Origin of the sequence: Marinococcus halotolerans DSM 16375, from assembly GCF_000420725.1 — a bacterium.
In the GTDB taxonomy this organism is placed as follows: domain Bacteria; phylum Bacillota; class Bacilli; order Bacillales; family Marinococcaceae; genus Marinococcus; species Marinococcus halotolerans.
Window position 1 is genome coordinate 38,075 of record NZ_ATVM01000017.1, and the last position, 20,732, is coordinate 58,806.

The 20,732-nt window shown below is 47.4% G+C and carries 17 protein-coding genes; 12 read left to right on the top strand and 5 right to left on the bottom strand.

What is annotated here, in order from left to right; genetic code table 11:
- Positions 1–108: 108 nt before the first annotated feature.
- From G548_RS0112090 to G548_RS0112120, 6 genes are all read left to right on the top strand, one after another.
- A complete protein-coding gene (locus tag G548_RS0112090; RefSeq protein WP_022794417.1) occupies positions 109–957 on the top strand; it encodes a DegV family protein in 849 nt (282 codons plus the stop codon).
- A 78-nt stretch (positions 958–1,035) separates the two neighbouring features.
- Positions 1,036–1,872 (top strand): STAS domain-containing protein, encoded by an 837-nt coding sequence (locus G548_RS18125; protein ID WP_022794418.1) that lies wholly within the window; start codon positions 1,036–1,038, stop codon positions 1,870–1,872.
- 213 nt (positions 1,873–2,085) lie between these two features.
- A complete protein-coding gene (gene desA / locus G548_RS0112105; protein ID WP_022794419.1) occupies positions 2,086–3,135 on the top strand; it encodes a Delta(5) desaturase DesA in 1,050 nt (349 codons plus the stop codon).
- Positions 3,136–3,219: 84 nt separating this feature from the next.
- Positions 3,220–4,341, top strand: coding sequence for a sensor histidine kinase (locus G548_RS0112110; protein ID WP_022794420.1), 1,122 nt, complete (start codon positions 3,220–3,222; stop codon positions 4,339–4,341).
- A 17-nt stretch (positions 4,342–4,358) separates the two neighbouring features.
- Positions 4,359–4,952, top strand: coding sequence for a response regulator transcription factor (locus tag G548_RS0112115; RefSeq protein ID WP_022794421.1), 594 nt, complete (start codon positions 4,359–4,361; stop codon positions 4,950–4,952).
- A gap of 99 nt (positions 4,953–5,051) precedes the next feature.
- Positions 5,052–5,264 carry a DUF896 domain-containing protein gene (locus tag G548_RS0112120; RefSeq protein WP_022794422.1) on the top strand — a complete coding sequence of 71 codons (213 nt, stop codon included), beginning with the start codon at positions 5,052–5,054 and terminating at the stop codon, positions 5,262–5,264.
- Between the two features lie 54 nt (positions 5,265–5,318).
- Here G548_RS0112120 and G548_RS0112125 read toward each other — a convergent pair whose 3' ends face one another.
- Both G548_RS0112125 and G548_RS0112130 read right to left on the bottom strand, forming a co-directional pair.
- A complete protein-coding gene (locus G548_RS0112125; protein WP_022794423.1) occupies positions 5,319–6,521 on the bottom strand; it encodes a Bcr/CflA family efflux MFS transporter in 1,203 nt (400 codons plus the stop codon).
- Positions 6,522–6,680: 159 nt separating this feature from the next.
- Positions 6,681–7,061 (bottom strand): DUF1516 family protein, encoded by a 381-nt coding sequence (locus G548_RS0112130; protein ID WP_022794424.1) that lies wholly within the window; start codon positions 7,059–7,061, stop codon positions 6,681–6,683.
- 178 nt (positions 7,062–7,239) lie between these two features.
- On the opposite strand from G548_RS0112130, the gene G548_RS0112135 reads away from it, so the two are divergent.
- On the top strand, positions 7,240–9,420 hold the full coding sequence (locus tag G548_RS0112135) for a malate synthase G (RefSeq protein WP_022794425.1): 2,181 nt from the start codon (positions 7,240–7,242) through the stop codon (positions 9,418–9,420).
- A gap of 147 nt (positions 9,421–9,567) precedes the next feature.
- On the opposite strand, the gene G548_RS19235 is transcribed toward G548_RS0112135, so the two are convergent.
- A complete protein-coding gene (locus tag G548_RS19235) occupies positions 9,568–9,702 on the bottom strand; it encodes a primosomal protein N' (RefSeq protein WP_022794426.1) in 135 nt (44 codons plus the stop codon).
- A gap of 29 nt (positions 9,703–9,731) precedes the next feature.
- Positions 9,732–11,015 carry an isocitrate lyase gene (gene aceA, locus G548_RS0112145; protein WP_022794427.1) on the bottom strand — a complete coding sequence of 428 codons (1,284 nt, stop codon included), beginning with the start codon at positions 11,013–11,015 and terminating at the stop codon, positions 9,732–9,734.
- A gap of 442 nt (positions 11,016–11,457) precedes the next feature.
- Between aceA and G548_RS18130 the strand changes: the two genes are divergently transcribed.
- Positions 11,458–13,032 (top strand): BCCT family transporter, encoded by a 1,575-nt coding sequence (locus tag G548_RS18130; RefSeq protein WP_022794429.1) that lies wholly within the window; start codon positions 11,458–11,460, stop codon positions 13,030–13,032.
- Between the two features lie 134 nt (positions 13,033–13,166).
- On the top strand, positions 13,167–14,225 hold the full coding sequence (locus G548_RS0112160; RefSeq protein WP_022794430.1) for an EAL domain-containing protein: 1,059 nt from the start codon (positions 13,167–13,169) through the stop codon (positions 14,223–14,225).
- 85 nt (positions 14,226–14,310) lie between these two features.
- Here the strand turns inward: G548_RS0112160 and G548_RS0112170 are convergent, their stop codons facing one another.
- On the bottom strand, positions 14,311–15,918 hold the full coding sequence (locus G548_RS0112170; protein WP_022794431.1) for an L-lactate permease: 1,608 nt from the start codon (positions 15,916–15,918) through the stop codon (positions 14,311–14,313).
- Between the two features lie 332 nt (positions 15,919–16,250).
- Between G548_RS0112170 and G548_RS0112180 the strand changes: the two genes are divergently transcribed.
- From G548_RS0112180 to G548_RS0112190, 3 genes are all read left to right on the top strand, one after another.
- On the top strand, positions 16,251–17,456 hold the full coding sequence (locus G548_RS0112180; RefSeq protein ID WP_022794432.1) for an ornithine--oxo-acid transaminase: 1,206 nt from the start codon (positions 16,251–16,253) through the stop codon (positions 17,454–17,456).
- A gap of 17 nt (positions 17,457–17,473) precedes the next feature.
- Positions 17,474–19,021 carry an L-glutamate gamma-semialdehyde dehydrogenase gene (gene pruA, locus G548_RS0112185; RefSeq protein ID WP_022794433.1) on the top strand — a complete coding sequence of 516 codons (1,548 nt, stop codon included), beginning with the start codon at positions 17,474–17,476 and terminating at the stop codon, positions 19,019–19,021.
- A gap of 183 nt (positions 19,022–19,204) precedes the next feature.
- On the top strand, positions 19,205–20,434 hold the full coding sequence (locus G548_RS0112190; protein WP_022794434.1) for a dicarboxylate/amino acid:cation symporter: 1,230 nt from the start codon (positions 19,205–19,207) through the stop codon (positions 20,432–20,434).
- Positions 20,435–20,732: the final 298 nt, after the last annotated feature.

Consider the following 20,732-nt stretch of genomic DNA (forward strand, 5'->3'; position numbering starts at 1 on the left):
TTATGCGGGTCCGGCGGGGTTTCATTCGAATTCCCGGGCACGAATCTGTATAATATATTCAAGGTTAGTGGTAACGTTATCAAATTAACATGAAAAAAGAGGTGGAGGATGACACAGCGTATAGCCTTGATCACAGACAGCACCAGTTCGATCGATGCAGAAACAGCCGCAAAGTATAATATTCATATTGTTCCTTTATCTGTAGTATTTGAAAATGAAAGCTATAAAGAAAATATTGAAATCACCACGGATGAATTTTATGAGCGGCTTCCGCATGAAGAAATTTTCCCGACGACCAGCCAGCCATCTGTGGGCAGTTTTTCCGAACTGTTTGAACAGTTAAGGGGGAATTACGACGCAGGAATTGCCATACATATCAGCAGTCATTTAAGCGGTACTCTTCAGACAGCCCAACTCGCGGCAGACATGACCGGGTTTCCACTCTTTACTGTGGATTCGAAGATGGGCGCCGGCAGCATCCGCCCCCTTCTGATGAGAGGCGCGCAATTAGCAGCGGAAGGAAGCACACCGGAGGAAATACAGCAGCAGTTAACAGAGATGGCCGGGCATGCCAGAGGCTATCTGCTGCTCGGAAGCCTGGAGCAGGCACATAAAGGAGGCAGAATCTCCCGCGGAAAGCTGATCCTTGGAACGCTTTTAAAGATTCATCCTCTTCTCACCTTTGAAAGGGGTCAGATTGTTCCTTTTGAAAAAATCCGTACCCGGAAACGGGCCGAGAGCCGGCTCCTGCAGATTGCTGAAGATGCCATAGCCTCCTCGCACGTCGAAGATCTGAGTATTATTTATACGACAACGAAAGAAAAAGCTGAGGCATGGAAAAAAGAGCTGCAGGAGCTGTCTTCTGGTCTAGCGATTCACCTCTGTCCTCTCAGTCCGGTAATTGGTGTGCACGGCGGGGCTGAAACAATGGGAATTATGTGGTATGAGTACGGATAAAAAAGCTTGTGACTTTCCCTTCCAGGCTCTATAATTAGACCAATCCGCACCATACTCTTACTTTGGAGGAAAACGACCGTGCAATTTAATCAGGAAAAAGCTGACGGCTCTTTATACGATTATTTGATTGAACATATAGATACCATTCGTGGCACCTGGTCTTCCGATTCCTCTTCCGGCAATACTGCCGATGACTATACAAATCAAAAACTTGAAGAAATGAAAAAGGTTTTTGCCCAGGAGCTTGTTCATGTATTTCGGGAGGAAGAAACCCGGTTTTACGAGCATTTCGAAGAAAAAATCAGTGACATTGTTGAAGAGAATAAAGAAATGTGGCAGCCGATGCTCACTATTCAGGAAGAATTCACTTATTACCGTAACGCCATTTTAGAACAGATCCGCCTGTTTGTTCATCAATATGAGGAATCGATCCCCATCGATCACGTACTCGACTGGCAGCGCAAAGCACTTCAGGCTTTCGACTACGCCGGGCGGGCGTTTATGAAGGAAGCCATTTACCATATGAACGAACAGATACAGCTGAAAGAGGCAATGATCCTGGAGCTCTCCTCCCCGATCATTTTGATTCAAAAGAAAACCGGCCTGCTTCCGCTCATCGGCCATATCGATGAACAGCGGGGCCAGGTGATTGTGGAGCATACGTTAAAGCAATGCACCGAGAGCGAATTAACTCGTCTGTATATCGATCTTTCGGGTGTGCGTGATATCACGACATTCGTCGCCCAGCGCATCATGCAGCTTGCCACTGCCTTAAAGCTGGTTGGCGTGGAAACTACGCTGTGCGGCATGCGCCCGGAGATGGCCCAGACTGCTGTCCAACTCGGCATCAGCTTTAAAGACATTGATATCGTTTCTGAACTGACCCATGCGCTGCGGACAAACTACGCTTTATAAAACACGGAGCCTCTGAACACCTGAATGTTCAGAGGCTTTGGTCTGCCCGGCATTTCCCGGTCAATTTTATACATATTTCATATTTTCCACTTAATTCAACTCGTATATGACATTTGTCATTTTTTCTCCCTGACGTCTATGACTTACAGCCGCAGCCAAAATTTTATACCCTATTAATAGAGACACACCCCATAAAGCAGGGAGCGATTAACCATGAGCAGACAAGAACAAATGCAATTGAAAAAAAGTGCTGCCCCTTACGCACATTCTGACCATAAAGCAAGTATTATTCAGCTGTGCAACTCCATTCTTCCTTTATTAGCCCTATGGGCGCTTGCGTACGCAGCATATTTCATTTCTCCTTTTATCACTGTTGCCCTCGCCATTATCGCCGGAGGCTTTGTTGTCCGTACGTTTATTATCTTTCACGACTGCACGCACGGTTCATTTTTCAAAAGCAGCAAAGCGAATGACCGTATTGGCACGTTAACTGGGATCATTACTCACTTCTCCTATGCAAAATGGAAAAGAAGCCATATGATGCACCACTCCACCAGCGGCAACCTCGACAAACGGGGCACCGGGGACGTCTGGGTCATGACTGTCGAGGAATACCAAAACGCCAGCAAATGGCTCCGACTCAGCTACCGCCTGTACCGCAACCCGTTCGTACTTTTCTTTTTAGGCCCATTTTACCTGTTTCTTGTTGAGAACCGCTTCAACCGTAAAGGTGCCAAACGAAAAGAACGCCTGAACACGTATTTCACGAACATTTCTATTGTAGTTATTTACGCTTTATTAATCTGGCTTGTCGGCTGGGCTGCCTTTTTCACCATTCAGATTCCTATGCTTTTCACAGCAGGGTTTCTCGGCATCTGGTTATTTTATGTCCAACACACGTTTGAAGACTCCTACTTTGAAAACGAGGACAAATGGGACTTTGTAAAAGCTGCAGTAGACGGCAGCTCCTACTACGAGCTTCCAAAAGTACTTCAGTGGATTACCGGCAATATCGGCTATCATCACGTGCATCACCTTAGCCCACGTGTACCGAACTATAACTTGGCAAAAACCCACGAAAACATTGAACCGTTGCAGCAGGCTACAAAGATTACTCTTGGTACAAGCCTCACATCCATTAAGTTTCGTTTGTACGATGAAACAAACAAAACGTTTGTCAGCTTTAAGGAAGCAAACATCCGAAGCAAAAGACAGGCAGAGGTTTCTAGAACCTCTTCAGTACCGGCTGATAAAAAATCTTAACAACAAACCCTTCTCTGTTACGGAGAGGGGTTTGTTATACTTAATATAAAGAAACGTTATGCCTCATGAAAAAGGAGCCCGTTTATGCAGAACTGGTTCGATATATTCCCAAAAAGCACAGGCCTCAGCTTATACGCATGGATTATTTTCTGTTTGCTGCCCTTTTATTTTATTATCCGCTCTGCTACGTATTTTGAAATCGCCCTCGGCGTCTTTATGATTCTGCTGTTTTTTACCACCTACCGGTTATCCTTCATTAAAAAGGGCTGGACGGTTTATTTATCTGTGAGCATTGAAATGCTGATCAGTATCGGAATGACCCTTTATTTTGGTTATGTTTATTTTTCCCTGTTTTTAGCATTCTTTATTGGTAATATCCAGCATAAGGCAGGCTTCCTTACCCTGTACATTCTTCACCTTATTACTACTCTGGCCGCTGTTATCATCGGCTTTTACGTTCAAAATGAGCTGTTTATGATGCAGCTTCCCTTTATTGCCATCAGCGTCCTCGGGGTTATTCTTCTTCCTTTTAACATCTACAACCGAAACAAACGCGAAAAGCTTGAAACCGAGCTGCATGAGGCGAATCAACGCATCTCCCAGCTTGTCGTCCTTGAAGAACGGCAGCGTATTGCCAGAGATCTGCACGATACCCTTGGCCAGAAGCTTTCATTGATTGGTTTGAAAAGTGAACTTGCCGGAAAATTAATAGATACAAAACCCGAACGGACCCAGGCAGAATTAACTGACATTCACCAAACCGCCCGCACCGCACTAAAAGAAGTTCGTGAGCTTGTATCCGATATGAAAGGCGCCAAGTTGAGCGACGAGCTTCTGCGTGTGGAAGAAATCCTTCAGGCTGCAGGTATTACTCTTCATGTAAAAGGGAGCGCCAGCTTTCACGAAGCACCCCCTCTCATCGAAAACGTGCTCAGCATGTGCTTAAAGGAAGCTGTGACCAATGTTGTCAAACACAGCGAAGCAGCAAACTGTTATATTACGATCGATCAATCCACAACGAGTCTTTCCCTTACAGTCGAAGACGATGGCAAGGGCATGTCCTCTGAGCAGAAATCCTGGTCCGAAAGCGGCCTTCAGGGCATTAAAGAACGCCTCGGCTTCATCAACGGCCAGTTTAACTACCATTCTTCCGAAGGTACAAAGCTTGCTATTCAAGTACCTTTGGTCGTTCAGCAAATTAAATAAAGGAGAGGCCGCCAGCTATGATAAGAATAGTGATCGTGGAGGATCAGCAGATGCTTTTAGGAGCGCTTGGTTCTCTTCTTGATTTAGAAGACGATATGGAAGTAGTCGGTAAAGCGGAAAACGGAGAGGAGGCTTTGGCCCTCATTGAACAGAAGCAGCCGGATATATGCATTATGGACATTGAAATGCCGGTGAAAAGTGGATTAGAAGCTGCTGAGGAATTAAAGGAAAGTACATGCAAAATCATTATCCTCACCACATTCGCCCGCACCGGTTATTTTGAACGGGCCCGAAAAGCAGGAATCAGCGGCTATCTTCTGAAGGACAGCCCGAGCGAAGAGCTCGCCCAGTCTATCCGTATCATTATGAGTGGCAGAAAGGTCTACTCCCCTGATTTAGTGGATCTGGCTTACAACACAGCTGCCACACTCACTAAACGCGAAGAAGAAGTACTTGCGCTAATCGCAGAGGGAAAAAGCACTACAGCTATTGCCCGGCAGCTCTCTCTTACCAACGGTACCGTAAGAAATTATATTTCGGTTATTTTTGATAAGCTTGAAGTAAGCAACAGGGTGGAAGCCGTCACTAAATTTCAGGAATTAAAGCATTAATACCAGCCTGCTGCCCCGACTTGCATATGCAGCAGGCTTCTGCTATACTATTCATATACCATATACATGTATGGGTATAAAAATGAAAGGGGAATTCACATGATCGCAACGCTTCCTCGCATTAACGAACTGGCGAGAAAAAAGGCAAATCAGGGACTGAGTGCACAAGAGCAGTTGGAGCAAAAACAGCTTCGTGAAGAGTACCTTCAAATGATCCGCGGATCAATGGAAGAGACACTGCTTACCACCACCGTGCAGGATCCGGAAGGTAACGATGTAACACCGGAAAAATTAAAAAACATTCAATCCTAAAATGCTTTGCTATACAAAGCCGGTACGCTGCCAACACAGCGTACCGGCTTTATTTTATTCTTTTTGCGGGCGTTCACTGAGCGTGCTGAAAGCCGTCAGTCCAAATACGGTCGTAATAAACATAATAGCTCCCATCGGCACGGCTGTCGTTTCATCAATCCCCGCAAGCGGTGAAACAATAGAACCGATCAAGAGTGGCAGCATGCCGAGAAGGGCACTTGCACTCCCCGCCCGGTGCCCCTGTTTAGCAATCGCCAGCGTAAATGAACTTGTCAGCACCATCCCCATCGCTGTCATGTAAATAAATATAGGTATAACCAGAAGCGCGAGCGGACCTTCAATAATTGTCATCGCGAGAAGAAAAGAACTCGCGCTGACCGCTGTGATCACTGCTGTGCGCAGCAGTTTTCGTTCAGCAATAATGCCGGCCAGCCGGCCGATTAAAAAGCTTCCGGTAATAATGGCAAGGCCGTTAATGCCAAATAACACGCTGAACACCTGGGCAGAAACTCCGTAAATCTCCTGATACACAAACGGCGTACCGGAAACGTAGGCGAAGCTGCCCCCGTGGACGAAGCCAAGCGTTAACGCATACCCGATAAAAGAACGATCCCTCCACAAATCACCAATGGTGCGGATCGTATATTTAAGTGAGCTCGGCGTTCTTTTCTCCTCCGGAAGAGTCTCTTCAAGCCGAAAACCAATTGTAACTACGATGGCAAGACCTACGACCGCGAGAAACAGGAAAATCGTTGACCACTCTGAAAATGGCAGGAGTAAAATGGCGCCCCCAATCATTGGAGCGGCCATAGGCGCAATAGCGTTAATGACCATCAGCAATGAAAAGAACTGGGTCAGTTCCTTTCCACTGAAAATGTCTCTTACCACCGCCCTTGAAACGACAATGCCGGCAGAAGCAGTTAAGCCCTGCAGCAGCCTCGCAGCAATCAATATGTATATATTCGGTGCAATCGCACAAATAAACGAAGCAGCCGCAAATAGCGTAATAGAAATGAGCAGCGGCTTTCTTCTACCCTTTGCATCACTAATCGGGCCGACGATCACCTGACCGACTGCAAGACCCACAAGACAGGCAGTTAAACTAAGCTGCACCATAGAAGCCCGGGCATTCAAATCTGAAGCTATCCCCGGGAAGCTTGGCAGGTACATATCAATATTGAGCGGCCCGAGGATCGCAAGCATACTAAGAATCAGCGCCAGGCCGATCCGCTCTTTTCCTTTAGGATTTTGAATCATATAGAAGGAACACCTTTCTGCTTGAATTAGACCATGCATACGCATACAATTTCACAGTTTCTGTATACGTTAGTTATTCTATCCCGTTTCCGCTCCCGTGTATACCTCATTTCGCTATAAGCCCTCAGGTCTCGGTATAAGATCTGGTTATTCCTGCTTTTACTCCATAACAGATATTCCAACGGGAAACACTACGCCTAATACTAACGTGAACACAATCATAAAATACGTTAGAAAAGCGAACCTGGGACGGTGTTCACTGCCAATAATATGATTGAGATGAATTTCCATAAAAATAAGGGTTAACAGTCCTGCAGCGGCTTTTAAAAATATAGCTGGAAAATCCGGAGTCAGGCCTATTAATAATCCACCTGAAATCATTCCTGGTAAATACGCCCCCCGGAGCGTGTAATGAGCACCCATACCAATCCTGTTTTTTCCTTTCTGGTAGAAAATATTTGCAGAAACGAACAGTATCAGCAGGAGGACTATCATTGAAAGGTGTGCCGTAACAAGGAATTGCACTATTTGCGGGGTCATTTTCTCTTCCTTTCTTAACTTTAATTCACAATGCTTTCACTATACTAAAAAAAATTTCGTTTGGCGAAGTTTTGTAATTTTATATAACAGTATTGATATTTGCAATACTGTTATAATACAATGGTATTATATCCTGGGAGCAGCTTTTTCAGTTCCCTTACTTTGAAGGAGGAATAGTATGACCACGTATCAATCGGCAGGCAGCCTGCATGTACACCCTTCTTTATATCAATTTATTAACGAAGAAGTCCTCCCCGGATCCGGCCTGGAACAAAAACAGTTTTGGCAGGATTTCGGCCAGATTGTTCATGATTTGGCCCCTGAGAACGAAGTCCTTCTGCAAACGAGAGATAATCTGCAGAACCAGATTCACGAATGGCATCAGGCTCATTCCCGGTGGGACCTGGATCAGTACCGGACGTTTCTCGAAAGCATTGGCTATCTCGAGCCCGGGCCGGACGATTTTCAAATCGCCACCGAACACACGGACGAAGAGATCTCCATGCAGTCCGGGCCACAGCTTGTCGTTCCCATCAGTAACGAACGCTTTGCCATTAACGCAGCTAATGCCCGGTGGGGAAGCCTTTACGATTCTTTGTATGGAAGCGATATCATCAATGAAGCGGGCGGAGCGGAGCAAAAGCAATCCTACAATCCTGTACGCGGGGAAAAGGTCGTTGCTTACGCAAAGCAATTTTTAGACGAATACTTCCCGCTTCACAGCCGTTCCCATAAGGATGCGGTCAGCTACTCTATTGAAAACGGGAGTCTTGAAATATCCTTTCAGGACGGCAGTAAGGATCAGCTGCAGCATCCTGAACAATTTACAGGTTACCAGGGTGCAAGCGCTCAGCCGGTAGCTGTTCTTTTAAAGCATCACCGTCTGCATATCGAAATCCAAATTGACTACGGTCACCCGATTGGCAAAACCGACCCCGCCGGAGTAAAAGATATACTGGTCGAGTCTGCGCTTACGACTATTATGGACTGCGAGGATTCTGTAGCCGCTGTAGATGCTGAAGATAAAACACTGGTTTACCGAAACTGGCTCGGGCTCATTAAAGGAGATATCAGCGCCCAGTTTCAAAAAGGTGATAAAACAGTGACACGCATTATGAATCCGGACCGCAGCTATACCTCTCCTGAAGGTGAAGAATTTACTCTGTCAGGCCGCTCTCTGATGCTCAACCGCAACGTTGGTCATTTAATGACCACCGATGCCATATTGAATGAAAAGGAAGAAGAAATTCCTGAAGGTATCATGGACGGCGTCGTTACGAGCCTGATTGCCAAGCACGATCTGCTTGGGAACGGAAAATACAGAAACTCCCGCGAAGGGTCTATCTATATTGTAAAACCGAAAATGCACGGTTCTAGAGAAGCAGCCTTTGCAAACAAACTGTTTGACCGTATTGAAGACATGCTCCACCTCGAACGCCACACCTTGAAAATAGGCGTTATGGACGAGGAACGAAGAACAACGATTAATCTGAAAGCATGCATCAAGGAAGTAAAAGACCGGGTAATGTTCATTAATACTGGCTTTCTGGACCGGACCGGAGATGAAATCCATACCTCCATGGAGGCAGGACCGATGATCCGCAAAGGTGAAATGAAAACCTCTGAGTGGCTCGGAAGCTACGAAAAATCAAACGTACAGACCGGTCTTGCCGCCGGCTTCGAACAGCGCGCCCAGATTGGTAAAGGCATGTGGCCAATGCCCGAACAGCTGGCAGCCATGATGGATCAGAAAGACGGGCAGTTAAAAGCTGGGGCGTCCACCGCCTGGGTACCGTCTCCAACGGCGGCCACGCTGCATGCTCTTCATTATCACCAGGTAGATGTGCCGGAGGTCCAAAAAGATTTAAAGCAGTTATCTGAATCTCATCTTGATTCTATTTTAATTATACCCACAGCCGCTGATGCTGACTGGTCATCCGCCGAGGTGCAGGAGGAGCTCGATAATAACGCTCAGGGCATTCTTGGATATGTTGTACGCTGGGTCGAGCTTGGCATCGGCTGCTCTAAAGTGCCGGATATCAACAACGTTGCACTTATGGAAGACCGGGCAACGCTTCGCATCTCGAGCCAGCACATTGCCAACTGGCTTCATCATCACATTTGCTCCAGACAGCAGGTGATGGAAACATTCAAACGAATGGCCGCTGTTGTAGATGAACAAAACGCCCACGACCCCGAATATCGTCCGATGGGTCCGGATTTTGACCAGTCAACCGCCTTTCAGGCCGCCTGCGATTTAGTATTCCAGGGGTACAACCAGCCAAACGGCTACACTGAGCCTATTTTGCACAGACGCCGCAGAGAAGCTAAGGATCGTTTAAAAGCAGAAGCCAAATAGCCTCCTTTCTCCACCCTCAGGCTTTCCCTAGAGCGGAAAGCCTGAGGGTCTTTTTTATGCACCCGCATCCAGGCCGTTCTATTACATATGTATACAGAAAAAACCGGCGCCCTGCTTTAACGCGGGGAACCGGCCGTATCTTTTCTGCTATTCTTCGGTTTTGCTTAAGCAGTGATCGCACTGGATCATTGGTGTTTCCTGATGCTCTGTCATTTCGCTTCCGCAGTCGCTGCAAATCATTGTCCGCATTTCACTCTGATACTCCATCGTCGTTTCTCTCATTGGAAAAACCTCCTTATGATTTTAAATATTTACCGGCTGAACTGACTTGATTCTGTAGAACCCTTCATCGCAGTTGTGGATGATTTTCCGCTCGAAATGGTAGTTGCTACCTGGTCGAAGTATCCTGTACCAACCTCCCGCTGGTGGCGCGTTGCTGTGTAGCCATGGTCTTCGTTGGCAAATTCCTTTTGCTGAAGCTCGGAATAAGCTCCCATGCCGCGTTCTTTATAGCCGCCAGCCAGTTCAAACATGCTGTTGTTAAGAGCGTGGAAGCCGGCCAGAGTAACAAACTGGAACTTGTATCCCATCTCGCCCAGCCGTTCCTGGAAGGTTTCAATTTCTTCGTCACTCAGCTTGGCTTTCCAGTTAAAGGAAGGTGAACAATTATAGGCAAGCATTTTCCCTGGGAATTTTTCGTGAATCGCATCTGCAAATTTCTGTGCTTCCTCAAGGTTTGGTTCAGAGGTTTCGCACCAGACAAGGTCTGCGTACGGTGCATAAGCAAGCCCTCTTGCAATCGCCTGGTCCAATCCGTTGTTTGTGCGGTAAAAGCCTTCCTCGGTCCGTTCATTGCTTCGAATAAACGAGTGATCATAGGCGTCAATATCACTAGTAAGCAGATCGGCCGCGTTTGCATCGGTTCTGGCAACGATAATTGTTGGCACTCCCATCACGTCTGCTGCAAGTCTTGCCGAAATGAGATTTTGAATAGCCGTGCTTGTCGGTATTAATACCTTTCCGCCAAGGTGACCGCATTTCTTTTCGGATGCAAGCTGGTCCTCAAAATGAACACCGGCGGCTCCTGCCTCGATCATCGATTTGGTTAATTCGAACACGTTCAGCCGTCCGCCAAATCCTGCTTCTCCGTCAGCTACGATTGGAGCAAAAAAGTTTTTTTCATCGTTTCCTTCGAGATGTTCAATCTGATCCGCCCGCTGCAGTGCCTGGTTGATACGCTGCACTACGTGCGGAACGCTGTTGGCGGGATATAAGCTCTGATCCGGATACATATGGCCGGAGAGGTTAGCATCAGCGGCCACCTGCCAGCCGCTTAAATAAATCGCTTTCAATCCTGCTTTCACCTGCTGCACGGCCTGATTTCCGGTAAGTGCCCCAAGCGCCCGTACGAACGGGTCCTCCTGCATTAAATTCCAAAGACGATTCGCCCCCATATCAGCGAGTGTATATTCTACCTTGATCGAACCACGAAGCTTCAACACATCCTCTGCTGAATACGGGCGGGTAATTCCTTTCCACCGCTCCTCGTTCTCCCAGGCTTCTTCCATTTGCTTTACATCTTCCTGACGAATCATATGTCTCTCTCCTTTTTCTTCAGATTAAACAAATTTGGAATGCAGCTGCGTTTTTCTGTTATAGTACAATTTGTTTTGTTGAGACTATATTATAACAGTATTTATATTTCGTCAACTGTTTTATAATAATTTTTTGAAATTTTTATTTCCTTTTGTAATAGAGGTTCCGAACCCCCTGTTTGAATAGTTTTTCTCTTTTAAATGAAATATTCTTCAAATATCTTCTGTATTAATACAGAAGTGACGACTTTTTAAAAAGCTGCTTTCCACCTTCAAAGCCACGGCTTTCGTGAAACTTGCAGGCTTTTTTATTGACGAAGCCAAACGGTTCTACTAAGATATGTTCTTTGTGTCCGGCTGCTGAAAATCGCTTCTCTCTGTCCCGGTGTTTCTCTGCCCGCATAAATTTTTACTCCATATACAAAAGAAAGTAGGAATATTTGTGTCTTCACAACCCCCGAATCATTGGAAAAACAATGACTGGCTGGTCACGCTTCTCAGCGGCGGCCTGCTGCTCTTATTTGTCATTTTTTCTCTTATCAACGCCGGAGCTGTCGGCCAGTTCGTTACGGTCACCTTTAACTGGGCCGTTACCTTTTTCGGTGCTTTTTGGCAGATTCTTTTGCTTGCCACTTTTTTCATCGGACTCTACATCGGTTTTTCGAAATATGGACGCGTACGACTTGGTAATTTAGCCGAACCGGAATTCAGCTATTTTAAATGGCTTTCCATCATTATGTGTACCCTGCTGGCCGGAGGCGGTGTTTTCTGGGCCGCAGCGGAGCCTATTTATCATTTCATGGATCTTCCTCCAGTATTTTCCGGGATTGAAGGCAGCTCCTCTGATGCAGTACAGCCGGCGCTCGCTCAAAGCTTTCTACACTGGGGCTTTCTCGCCTGGGCTATTCTTGGAACACTAAGTACCATAGTGTTAATGCATGCTCATTATGATAAAGGCATGCCTCTTCGTCCGCGGACGCTTCTTTATCCGGTCTTCGGCGAAAAAATTGCTGTTCACAGTCCGCTTGGTACTATTGTGGATGTGTGTTCGATCGTTTCGGTAGCTGCTGGTACTATTGGTCCTATCGGCTTTTTAGGTACTCAGGCAGGCTACGGTTTTGAGACCCTCATGGGGATACCGAACAATTATCCCACCCAGTTTATGATTATTGCCGGACTTGTAGCTATTGCTTCTATATCCGCTGTCACTGGTATTCATAAAGGCATTCAGCTTTTGAGCCGGTTCAACGTGTGGTTTACGATTGTTTTGATTTTATTTATATTGATAATTGGACCGGGCGGTTTCATTTTAGACGCCTTTATCTCTTCGTTCGGGATTTATACGCAGGAATTTGCACAGATGAGCAGCTTTCGCGGAAACAACGAGTGGTTAGGTTTGTGGACGATTTTTTTCTGGGGATGGTTTTTAGGCTATGGACCGATGATGGCCATTTTCATTACGAGAATTTCCCGGGGCAGAACGATCCGGCAGCTGATCCTCGCTGTGTCAATTATCGCCCCGCTCGTAACAAACTTCTGGTTTACCATCGTTGGCGGTTCGGGCATCTTTTATGAATTAAACAACCCGGGCTCAGTTTCAAACGCCCTGTTTGAATCGGGCATGCCAGCTTCGATGATGGCAATCGTACAGCAGCTGCCGCTCGGAACCTTTATCGCTTTTTGCTTTCTATTAGTCACTATTCTTTTCGTGGTGACTACGACGGATTCTATGTCATACACAATTTCAATTGTAGTCAGTGACAGCGAAGAACCTCATCCTGCCATTCGTGTATTCTGGGTGGTTATTATGGGAGCCGTAGCTGCCTGTCTGTTGTTTATCGGTGAAGGGAGCGTGGACGCCCTTCAGTCATTTATCGTAGTAACCGCCGTCCCTGTCTCCCTTATTCTGCTGCCGACACTCTGGCTCGCACCGAAAGCGGCCAAAGCAATGGCACAAAAACAGGGGATCACAGCCTCCTCTTCCATAGAAAGTGAAACAAAAAAAGAAGCAAAGTAATACGATGCAGAGAAAGGGAGTCCTCCTTTTCTCTCTTTTTTTTATGTTTTTTCAACAATTTCTTTTGGAACCCGATAAAATAGAGAGAAATCAAGCTATACAAGCGTACGTTTTGAATAGGAGGGCCTAAGATCATGAATCAATGCTCCAGCTGCACAGCACTGCCTGATTTGGAATCTTCCGGGTATCTGTTGTTCACTCATACATCCTTCAGTGTGCTCCGCGAGCTTCGTTATCATATGCTCCAGAACGGTTACAATTCCTATACTCAGGATAATACGCTTTATTATTACTATTCTGCTGTTCAGACACTCAGTCCTTTGCTGGATTTCATTGAACGCACCCTTCCTGGAGACCCAGCCGGGTTAAAGGGCGCCTGGACAGGTAAAGATCAACAGACCCATGCGAACATGATTAATTTTCCTCAGCTGAAAGAGCGGATTTCCCGTCCCTCGTTTATGACCGTCATCAATAATCAGCAGTTCACTCACCACATGCAGCCGATTATTCAATTGAATACCGGTGAAGTAATGGGGTATGAATTCCTCATGCGTCCGCAGGCAGACGCCGCCCAGTTTCGGCCGGATCAGCTGTTTTCTTTCTCCCAGCAGAGCGGTCTGCAGTCGCTTTTAGACCACCGGGCGCGCATCGCCTCTATTAAAACAAGTGCCAAATATCTAAAGCCTGGCATCAAACGGTTTATTAACTTTCTGCCCTCTTCGATCTATGATCCCGATCACTGTCTGCTTTCTACATTTGTTACAGCCCGGAGCTTAGGTGTTTCCACGAAGGACCTTGTGTTTGAAGTGGTGGAAACAGAGAAGTTTGATAATCTCGAACACCTGCTTCGTATTTTTCAAACCTTTCATTCGCACGGGGTACGCGTGGCTTTAGATGATCTCGGGGCAGGCTACTCGACGGTTGACGTCATGGAGGAGCTCAAGCCGCATTACGTAAAAATCGACCGTTCGCTTGTCGACCATTGCGACCAGGATCTTAAAAAGCAGCAGCGGCTGGAAAAAATCGTTTCTCGCGCGGGCAGCCACGGTATTATTACACTGGCCGAGGGAATCGAACGTTCTGAAGAATTAAACTGCGTGCGCGAGCTTGGGTTTGACCTGGCCCAGGGATACTTGATCGGAAAACCAAAAGCAGCCCCCGAAGCCCCTTCCATTTCGGGCCGACCAGAATGAACTTGTTTATTGCCCGGGAAATAAAAAGGACCGAAGCTGAAAAACCGGTCCTTTTTGCTGTATTTTTTTATTTCGCCTAACCGCTTTAATGAATGAATACACTTAGACCAAAGGTCCACAGGCAGACAAATAACAAAAGGTAAAGGCTGTATTTGAGCGTCATTTTCATTAATTGCCCTTCCTTACCTGTCTGTCCCACGGCGGCAGTCGCAATGGCAATGGACTGCGGAGAGATCAGCTTCGCCATTACGCCGCCGGCTGTATTGGCCGCTACCAGCAGAGCCCCATCGACACCAACTCCCGAGGCAGCCGTTGTTTGAATAGAAGCAAAAAGCGTATTATTATTTACGACCGATCCTGTCATAAATACTCCAATCCAGCCAAGCACCGGGGAGAGAAACGGGAAAATATTACCTGTCATAGCAGCCGCTTCTCCCATAGCCATTGTCAGCCCGCCGTAGGTAGCAAGCTTCGCTACCGCGAGAATGGCGCAAATGGTGACAATTGGCAGCCAAAGCTCTTTTACCGTCTGCATTAATTCTTGCTGCGCCATGGACCAGTTCATATTTTTGGCAAACAACACCGTCACGAGCACTGCCAGCAGAATCGCTGTACCTGTAGCCCCGATAAAGTTCAGGTTAAATACAATCCCCTGGCCCGCTGCGCTGCTGTATGTTCCAGGAAGAATAAAACCAAGCACCGCGGGGGAAAGCATGCCGCTGTCTTCAAAAAGTGCTTTAAACCCCGGAAAACTCCAGATCATGATAAAAATCGTCAGCAGGTAAAACGGCGACCATGCAAACACTACCGTTCTCCACGATTTTTTCACTTTTGGTTCAGCCTGTACGTAAGCTTCACCGTCAAGGCGGAAAATATTGACCGGACGCCAGAAACGCTGCAGAACGGCCAGAGCCCCCATCGCTGCCAGAGAAGGAATGATATTGGCCAGCTCCGGCCCCGCTATGATCGTAATTACCGCCTGAAGCACCGTATATGTTACAGCCGTCACTAAAATCGCCGGGAGAGTTTCTTTGACGCCTTTTAACCCGTCCAGAAGAAATATCAGTAAAAACGGAATGCTGAAGTTTACTAATGGAAGCGTGAGTGCGGTCATCTGTGACACATCCATTGCAGTGATCCCTTCAAGCTGAAGCGTATCAATAATACCAACCGGTACTCCGATGGCCCCAAAAGCTCCGGCTGCACCGTTGGCGATGAGGCAAAGCATGGCTGCCTGAAGCGGCTGAAAACCGAGTTGAACGAGAAGCACGGCACAAATAGCAATCGGTACACCAAATCCAGCAGCGCCTTCCAGAAAGGCATTAAAACAAAAACCTATTAATAATAATTGCACCCGCTGGTCTGCGGAAATCGAAGCGATGCTGCTTTGGATTGTCTGAAATTTCCCCGAAGCGACTGATACTTTATACAGCCAGACAGCCATGATAATAATATAACCGATCGGAAACAGCCCCTGTACAATTCCTTCCGTCACTGCTCCGCCGCTCTGTGCAAGCGGCAGGCCAAAAACTCCCATTGCTATTGCAAAGGTAACGCCGAGCGTAAGCAGAGCAGCGTAGATGCCTTTCATTTTGAAAAGCGTCAGGCATACCAGAAACAACAAAATTGGTACAGCAGCTGCCAGAGCAGAAAAAACAATATTCTGAAACGGATCGTACGTTTCCACAAACATGAAAATCCCTTCCTTCTCTCCATCTCTATATGTGAATCATTTCACATACAGAGCATACCTCAGACCATTCGTTCATACAATAAGTTTGTGAATATATTCACATAATGTTCTAATTTAAAATCTATTCTTTCTTTCATCCATCATTTCAGACTTTTTCTGCTGGTAATTAATGCAATTCAATTTTCAAAAAAGTGCAAAAAAATTAATCAAGGAGTGCAAAATTTTTTTCATCTTCCACTTTTTTTACCAGCTGCTCCCTGCTGCGGGCACCTTCTGAAGTTGGCACAGTTCTTGCAACTTTTACAGTAACCTTACTTTAGGAGTGGGTATGCATGGCAGAAATAATATCCTCGAGTCAGATTATCGATCAAAACGATAAACACGGTGCCCGAAATTATACACCGCTTCCTATTGTTATTACTGAAGCGGAGGGCATATGGGTGAAGGATCCGGAAGGCCGCTCCTATATTGACATGCTTAGCGCATACTCTGCTGTCAATCAGGGCCACCGCCACCCCAAAATTATTCAGGCCCTGAAAGACCAGGCCGACCGAGTGACGCTTACCTCCCGGGCATTTCATAATGATCAGCTTGCTCCTTTTTATGACAAAGTGTCAGCCTTAACCAGCAAGAACATGGTGCTTCCCATGAATACCGGGGCTGAAGCGGTAGAAACAGCGGTTAAAGCGATTCGCCGCTGGGGCTATGAAACGAAAGGAATTCCGGAAGGACGGGCGGAAATTATTGCATGCGAGGGAAACTTTCATGGACGCACGATGAGCGCTGTCTCCCTCTCTTCGGAAGAGGAATACAAACGGGGCTTCGGCCCGATGCTCCCGGGTATTAAAATCGTACCGTATGGAGATCTCAAGGCACTTGAAAAAGCTATCACCCCTCATACAGCCGGGTTTTTGGTCGAGCCTATTCAGGGGGAAGCCGGGATTGTAATACCCCCTGAAGGATTTTTGCAGCAGGCGTACGAGCTGTGCCGGACCCACCGGGTGCTGTTTGCCGCCGATGAAATTCAATCCGGCCTCGGGCGCGCCGGTAAAACGTTCGCATGCGACTGGGACGGGGTTACTCCTGATATCTACATTCTTGGAAAAGCACTCGGCGGCGGCGTTTTTCCTATATCATGCGTAGCTGCCGACGAAGACATCCTTGGCGTTTTCACCCCTGGGTCCCACGGATCTACGTTCGGCGGCAACCCCCTCGCCTGCGCAGTAGCAATTGCTTCTCTTGAAGTGATCGAGGAGCAGCAGCTTGTCTCCCGTTCACTCGAGCTCGGAGAGCATTTTAAACGAAGGCTCGCTGCTATCACTAACCCTCATATTAAAGAAGTAAGAGGCAGAGGGCTGTTTATCGGCATCGAGCTCGACATTCCGGCGCGTGCCTGCTGTGAGCGGTTAAAAGACAAAGGAATTCTCTGTAAAGAAACACACGAAACTGTTATCCGATTCGCTCCGCCGCTCGTTATTTCAAAGGAGGATCTCGACTGGGCGGCTGAACGAATTGAAGAAGTGCTTGCTGAACTTTAATAATAGGAGGCTTTCAAATGTATACAACTTACCGTCATGAACCCTTTACTGATTTTACGGATGAGCAGAACCGCAAAGAATTTGCTGACGCGATCAAAGAAGTCGAAAAAAATCTCGGTCAGGACTACCCGCTGATTATTGGCGGCGAGCGGATTATCACGGGCGAAAAGCTTGTTTCCATCAATCCTGCTAATAAAAAAGAAGTGGTCGGCAGTGTCTCCAAAGCCAATCCCGCATTAATTAATCAGGCCTTCGATGCTGCCAGCGAAGCGTTTCGGTCCTGGAGAACGACAAGTGCCGATGCCCGTGCGGAAGTAATGTTCCGGGCAGCCGCAAAAATGCGCCGCCGGAAGCACGAATTATCGGCCACGCTCGTCAAAGAAGGCGGCAAGCCCTGGAAAGAAGCAGATGCTGATGTGGCCGAAGCCATTGATTTCGTTGAATATTATGCCCGCCAGATGCTCGAGCTGAAAAATGGCAAACCCATTAACAGCCGGGAAGGTGAATACAACCAGTATGTCTACCAGCCGCTTGGTGTGGCCGTTACTATTCCACCATGGAATTTCGCCTGCGCTATCATGGTGGGGACAACTGTAGCCCCGTTGGTGACAGGCAATACCGTTTTGTTAAAGCCGGCCGAGCCGACGCCTGTGATCGCCGCGAAGTTTGTCGACATTTTAATTGAATCCGGCGTGCCGGACGGCGTCATTAACTTCGTACCCGGTGACCCCGAAGAAATTGGCGACCACCTCGTGGATCATCCGAAAACAGCGCTTATCAGCTTTACCGGCTCCCGGGCCACCGGCACACGTATTTATAAAAAAGCAGCAGAGATTCAGGAAGGCCAGCAGCACTTGAAGCGGGTCATCGTTGAAATGGGCGGCAAAGACACGATTGTCGTCGACAGCGAAGCGGATCTTGATACGGCCGCTGAAGCCATTATCGCTTCTGCCTATGGCTTTTCCGGCCAGAAATGCTCGGCAGGCTCCAGGGTAGTCGTTCACCAGGACGTGTACGATGACGTCCTGAGCAAAGTGGAAAAAAAGGCTAAAGCGTTGTCTGTCGGGGATCCGACGTCCTATGATAACTACATGGGCCCTGTGGTCAACCAGAAAGCATTCGATAAAATCACCGGCTATATCGATATCGGCAAACAGGAAGGCCGGCTTGTGGCTGGAGGTAAGAGCGACGACTCCAAAGGATACTTCATTGATCCGACCGTCTTTGCCGACCTGGACCCGAAAGCACGCATTATGCAGGAGGAAATCTTCGGCCCGGTCGTTGCTTTTACAAAAGCCTCCTCCTACGAAGAAGCCATTGATATCGCAAACAATACCGAGTACGGCTTAACCGGGGCCGTCATCTCCAATAACATCGATCGTCTGGAATATGCCAAGCTTCATTTTCACGTCGGCAACCTATATTTCAACCGCAACTGCACCGGCGCCATCGTTGGCTATCATCCATTTGGCGGCTTTAAAATGTCCGGCACCGATGCCAAGGCCGGCGGCCCGGATTACCTGATTCAGCACCTGCATCCAAAAACAATCAGTCAAATGCTTTAAAATGACTGTTTGGGCTGTCTTACATTTTTCACAAAGGAGTTTTCCCGAAAATGGGAGAACTCCTTTTTATCGTTGCTCTTTTCTCTTTCCTTGAGCGTTCATTTTGACAAGAGCATCTGTTTCCTTTAGTTTTATCATGTTGATTAAACCGATAAGAATTTATTAATAAAGGAGGTCCAGCTGTTGAAACACTTGATGAAGCGTTACTTTGATGTGTCATTGATTGCCAAAATCACAGCCGCTCTTATTGCCGGCGTTGCTGTAGGGTTTATTTTCGGTGAAGATGCCGCGGTGCTCGCCCCTATCGGCGACCTTATGCTTCGACTGCTTCAGTTTATTATAGTCCCATTGATTTTATTTACGCTGATTGTAGGGGTTAACCAGACTACTGTCGGCGGTCTCGGCCGGATGGGAGGAAAAGTATTCATTTATTATCTTCTCACCTCCGCTGTAGCAATCGTGGTGGGCACCTCTGTCGCCAGCCTTTTCAACCCTGGCACCGGCACTACACTGGATGGGAGTGAAAGCTTTGAAACTCCTGATAACCCTGGGGTCACAGAGGTTATATTAAATATCGTCCCGGATAATATTGCCGTAGCCTTCACGGAGATGAACCTTTTGGGCATTATTTTTACTGCCTTTGCTTTTGGCATTGCTTTAACCTATCTGCGCTCATCATTAAGCTATAAAGAAATGGGCGAGCGTCTGTACCGGGGAGCGGAAGCTCTAAACGAGCTTACGCTCACCGTCATGAAGGGCATTTTACAGTTTATACCGTTCGGTATCTTTGCCATTATCGCTGAGATTGTAGGCAGCCAGGGAGCAAATACACTTCTTTCCCTCGGTAATTTTATACTCGTTCTGTACGTTGCCCTGGCGGTACAGCTCGGTCTTTATATTGTTTTTCTTTTAGCCGCCAAAACTAATCTGGGCGCCTTCTTCCGGGAAGCGCGCACCCCGATGCTTACGGCATTTGTCACCCAGAGCAGTTCAGGGACCCTCCCTCTCACATTAAACGCTGCGCGTGATCTTGGGTTAAAACAGAGCCTCTATGGCTTCAGCCTGCCTCTCGGAGCGACAATTAACATGGACGGCGCCGCCATCCGGGTCGCTGTTTCCGCCGTTTTCGCAGCAAACGTTGTAGGCGAGCCGCTCAGCTTTGTAGCCATTCTTCAAATAGTCATTGTCGGGACGCTTGCCACGGTCGGTACAGCCGGAGTCCCCGGTGCCGGCATTATTATGATTGCCACCGTCTTCGCCCAGGTCGGCCTTCCCATGGAAGCAGTAGCACTTTTAACCGCTGTTGATGTGCTTGTCGGCATGGGAGCAACAGCTTTAAATGTCACCGGAGATCTCGTCGGGACAAAGCTGATCAATAAAACAGAAAAAACGGGCGAGGCTCCCGAAAAATAACAAAAAGGGGCTGTCCCAAAAATAGGACAGCCCCCCTTTTCTGTGCGCAAATAAAGAAAGAAATCATCCTTCGATGATATGGTTAAGTCACCACAACCTCCATACGACAAGGATGATTTCTTATGTTTACCGATGATAACACACAGCGCTTTCCGATACCAACGAGCCTGGAACCCATGATCCCCGAAGGGGATCTGGTGCGGATCGTCAACGACACCATTGATCGGCTGTCCGAGCGGTTCTGGGATCCCCAGGCTTCTTCGGTGGGACGGCCGGCTTATCCGCCTCAAACCATGAC

Excerpts from the sequence above, each read along its gene's own strand:
- G548_RS0112180 (WP_022794432.1), top strand. The coding sequence starts at position 16,251 with ATGGCAGAAATAATATCCTCGAGTCAGATTATCGATCAAAACGATAAA.
- aceA (WP_022794427.1), bottom strand. The coding sequence starts at position 11,015 with ATGATTCGTCAGGAAGATGTAAAGCAAATGGAAGAAGCCTGGGAGAAC.
- G548_RS0112120 (WP_022794422.1), top strand. The coding sequence starts at position 5,052 with ATGATCGCAACGCTTCCTCGCATTAACGAACTGGCGAGAAAAAAGGCA.
- desA (WP_022794419.1), top strand. The coding sequence starts at position 2,086 with ATGAGCAGACAAGAACAAATGCAATTGAAAAAAAGTGCTGCCCCTTAC.
- G548_RS0112115 (WP_022794421.1), top strand. The coding sequence starts at position 4,359 with ATGATAAGAATAGTGATCGTGGAGGATCAGCAGATGCTTTTAGGAGCG.
- G548_RS0112090 (WP_022794417.1), top strand. The coding sequence starts at position 109 with ATGACACAGCGTATAGCCTTGATCACAGACAGCACCAGTTCGATCGAT.
- G548_RS0112135 (WP_022794425.1), top strand. The coding sequence starts at position 7,240 with ATGACCACGTATCAATCGGCAGGCAGCCTGCATGTACACCCTTCTTTA.
- G548_RS0112170 (WP_022794431.1), bottom strand. The coding sequence starts at position 15,918 with ATGTTTGTGGAAACGTACGATCCGTTTCAGAATATTGTTTTTTCTGCT.
- G548_RS0112160 (WP_022794430.1), top strand. The coding sequence starts at position 13,167 with ATGAATCAATGCTCCAGCTGCACAGCACTGCCTGATTTGGAATCTTCC.
- G548_RS19235 (WP_022794426.1), bottom strand. The coding sequence starts at position 9,702 with ATGAGAGAAACGACGATGGAGTATCAGAGTGAAATGCGGACAATGATT.
- G548_RS0112125 (WP_022794423.1), bottom strand. The coding sequence starts at position 6,521 with ATGATTCAAAATCCTAAAGGAAAAGAGCGGATCGGCCTGGCGCTGATT.
- G548_RS0112130 (WP_022794424.1), bottom strand. The coding sequence starts at position 7,061 with ATGACCCCGCAAATAGTGCAATTCCTTGTTACGGCACACCTTTCAATG.
- G548_RS0112110 (WP_022794420.1), top strand. The coding sequence starts at position 3,220 with ATGCAGAACTGGTTCGATATATTCCCAAAAAGCACAGGCCTCAGCTTA.
- pruA (WP_022794433.1), top strand. The coding sequence starts at position 17,474 with ATGTATACAACTTACCGTCATGAACCCTTTACTGATTTTACGGATGAG.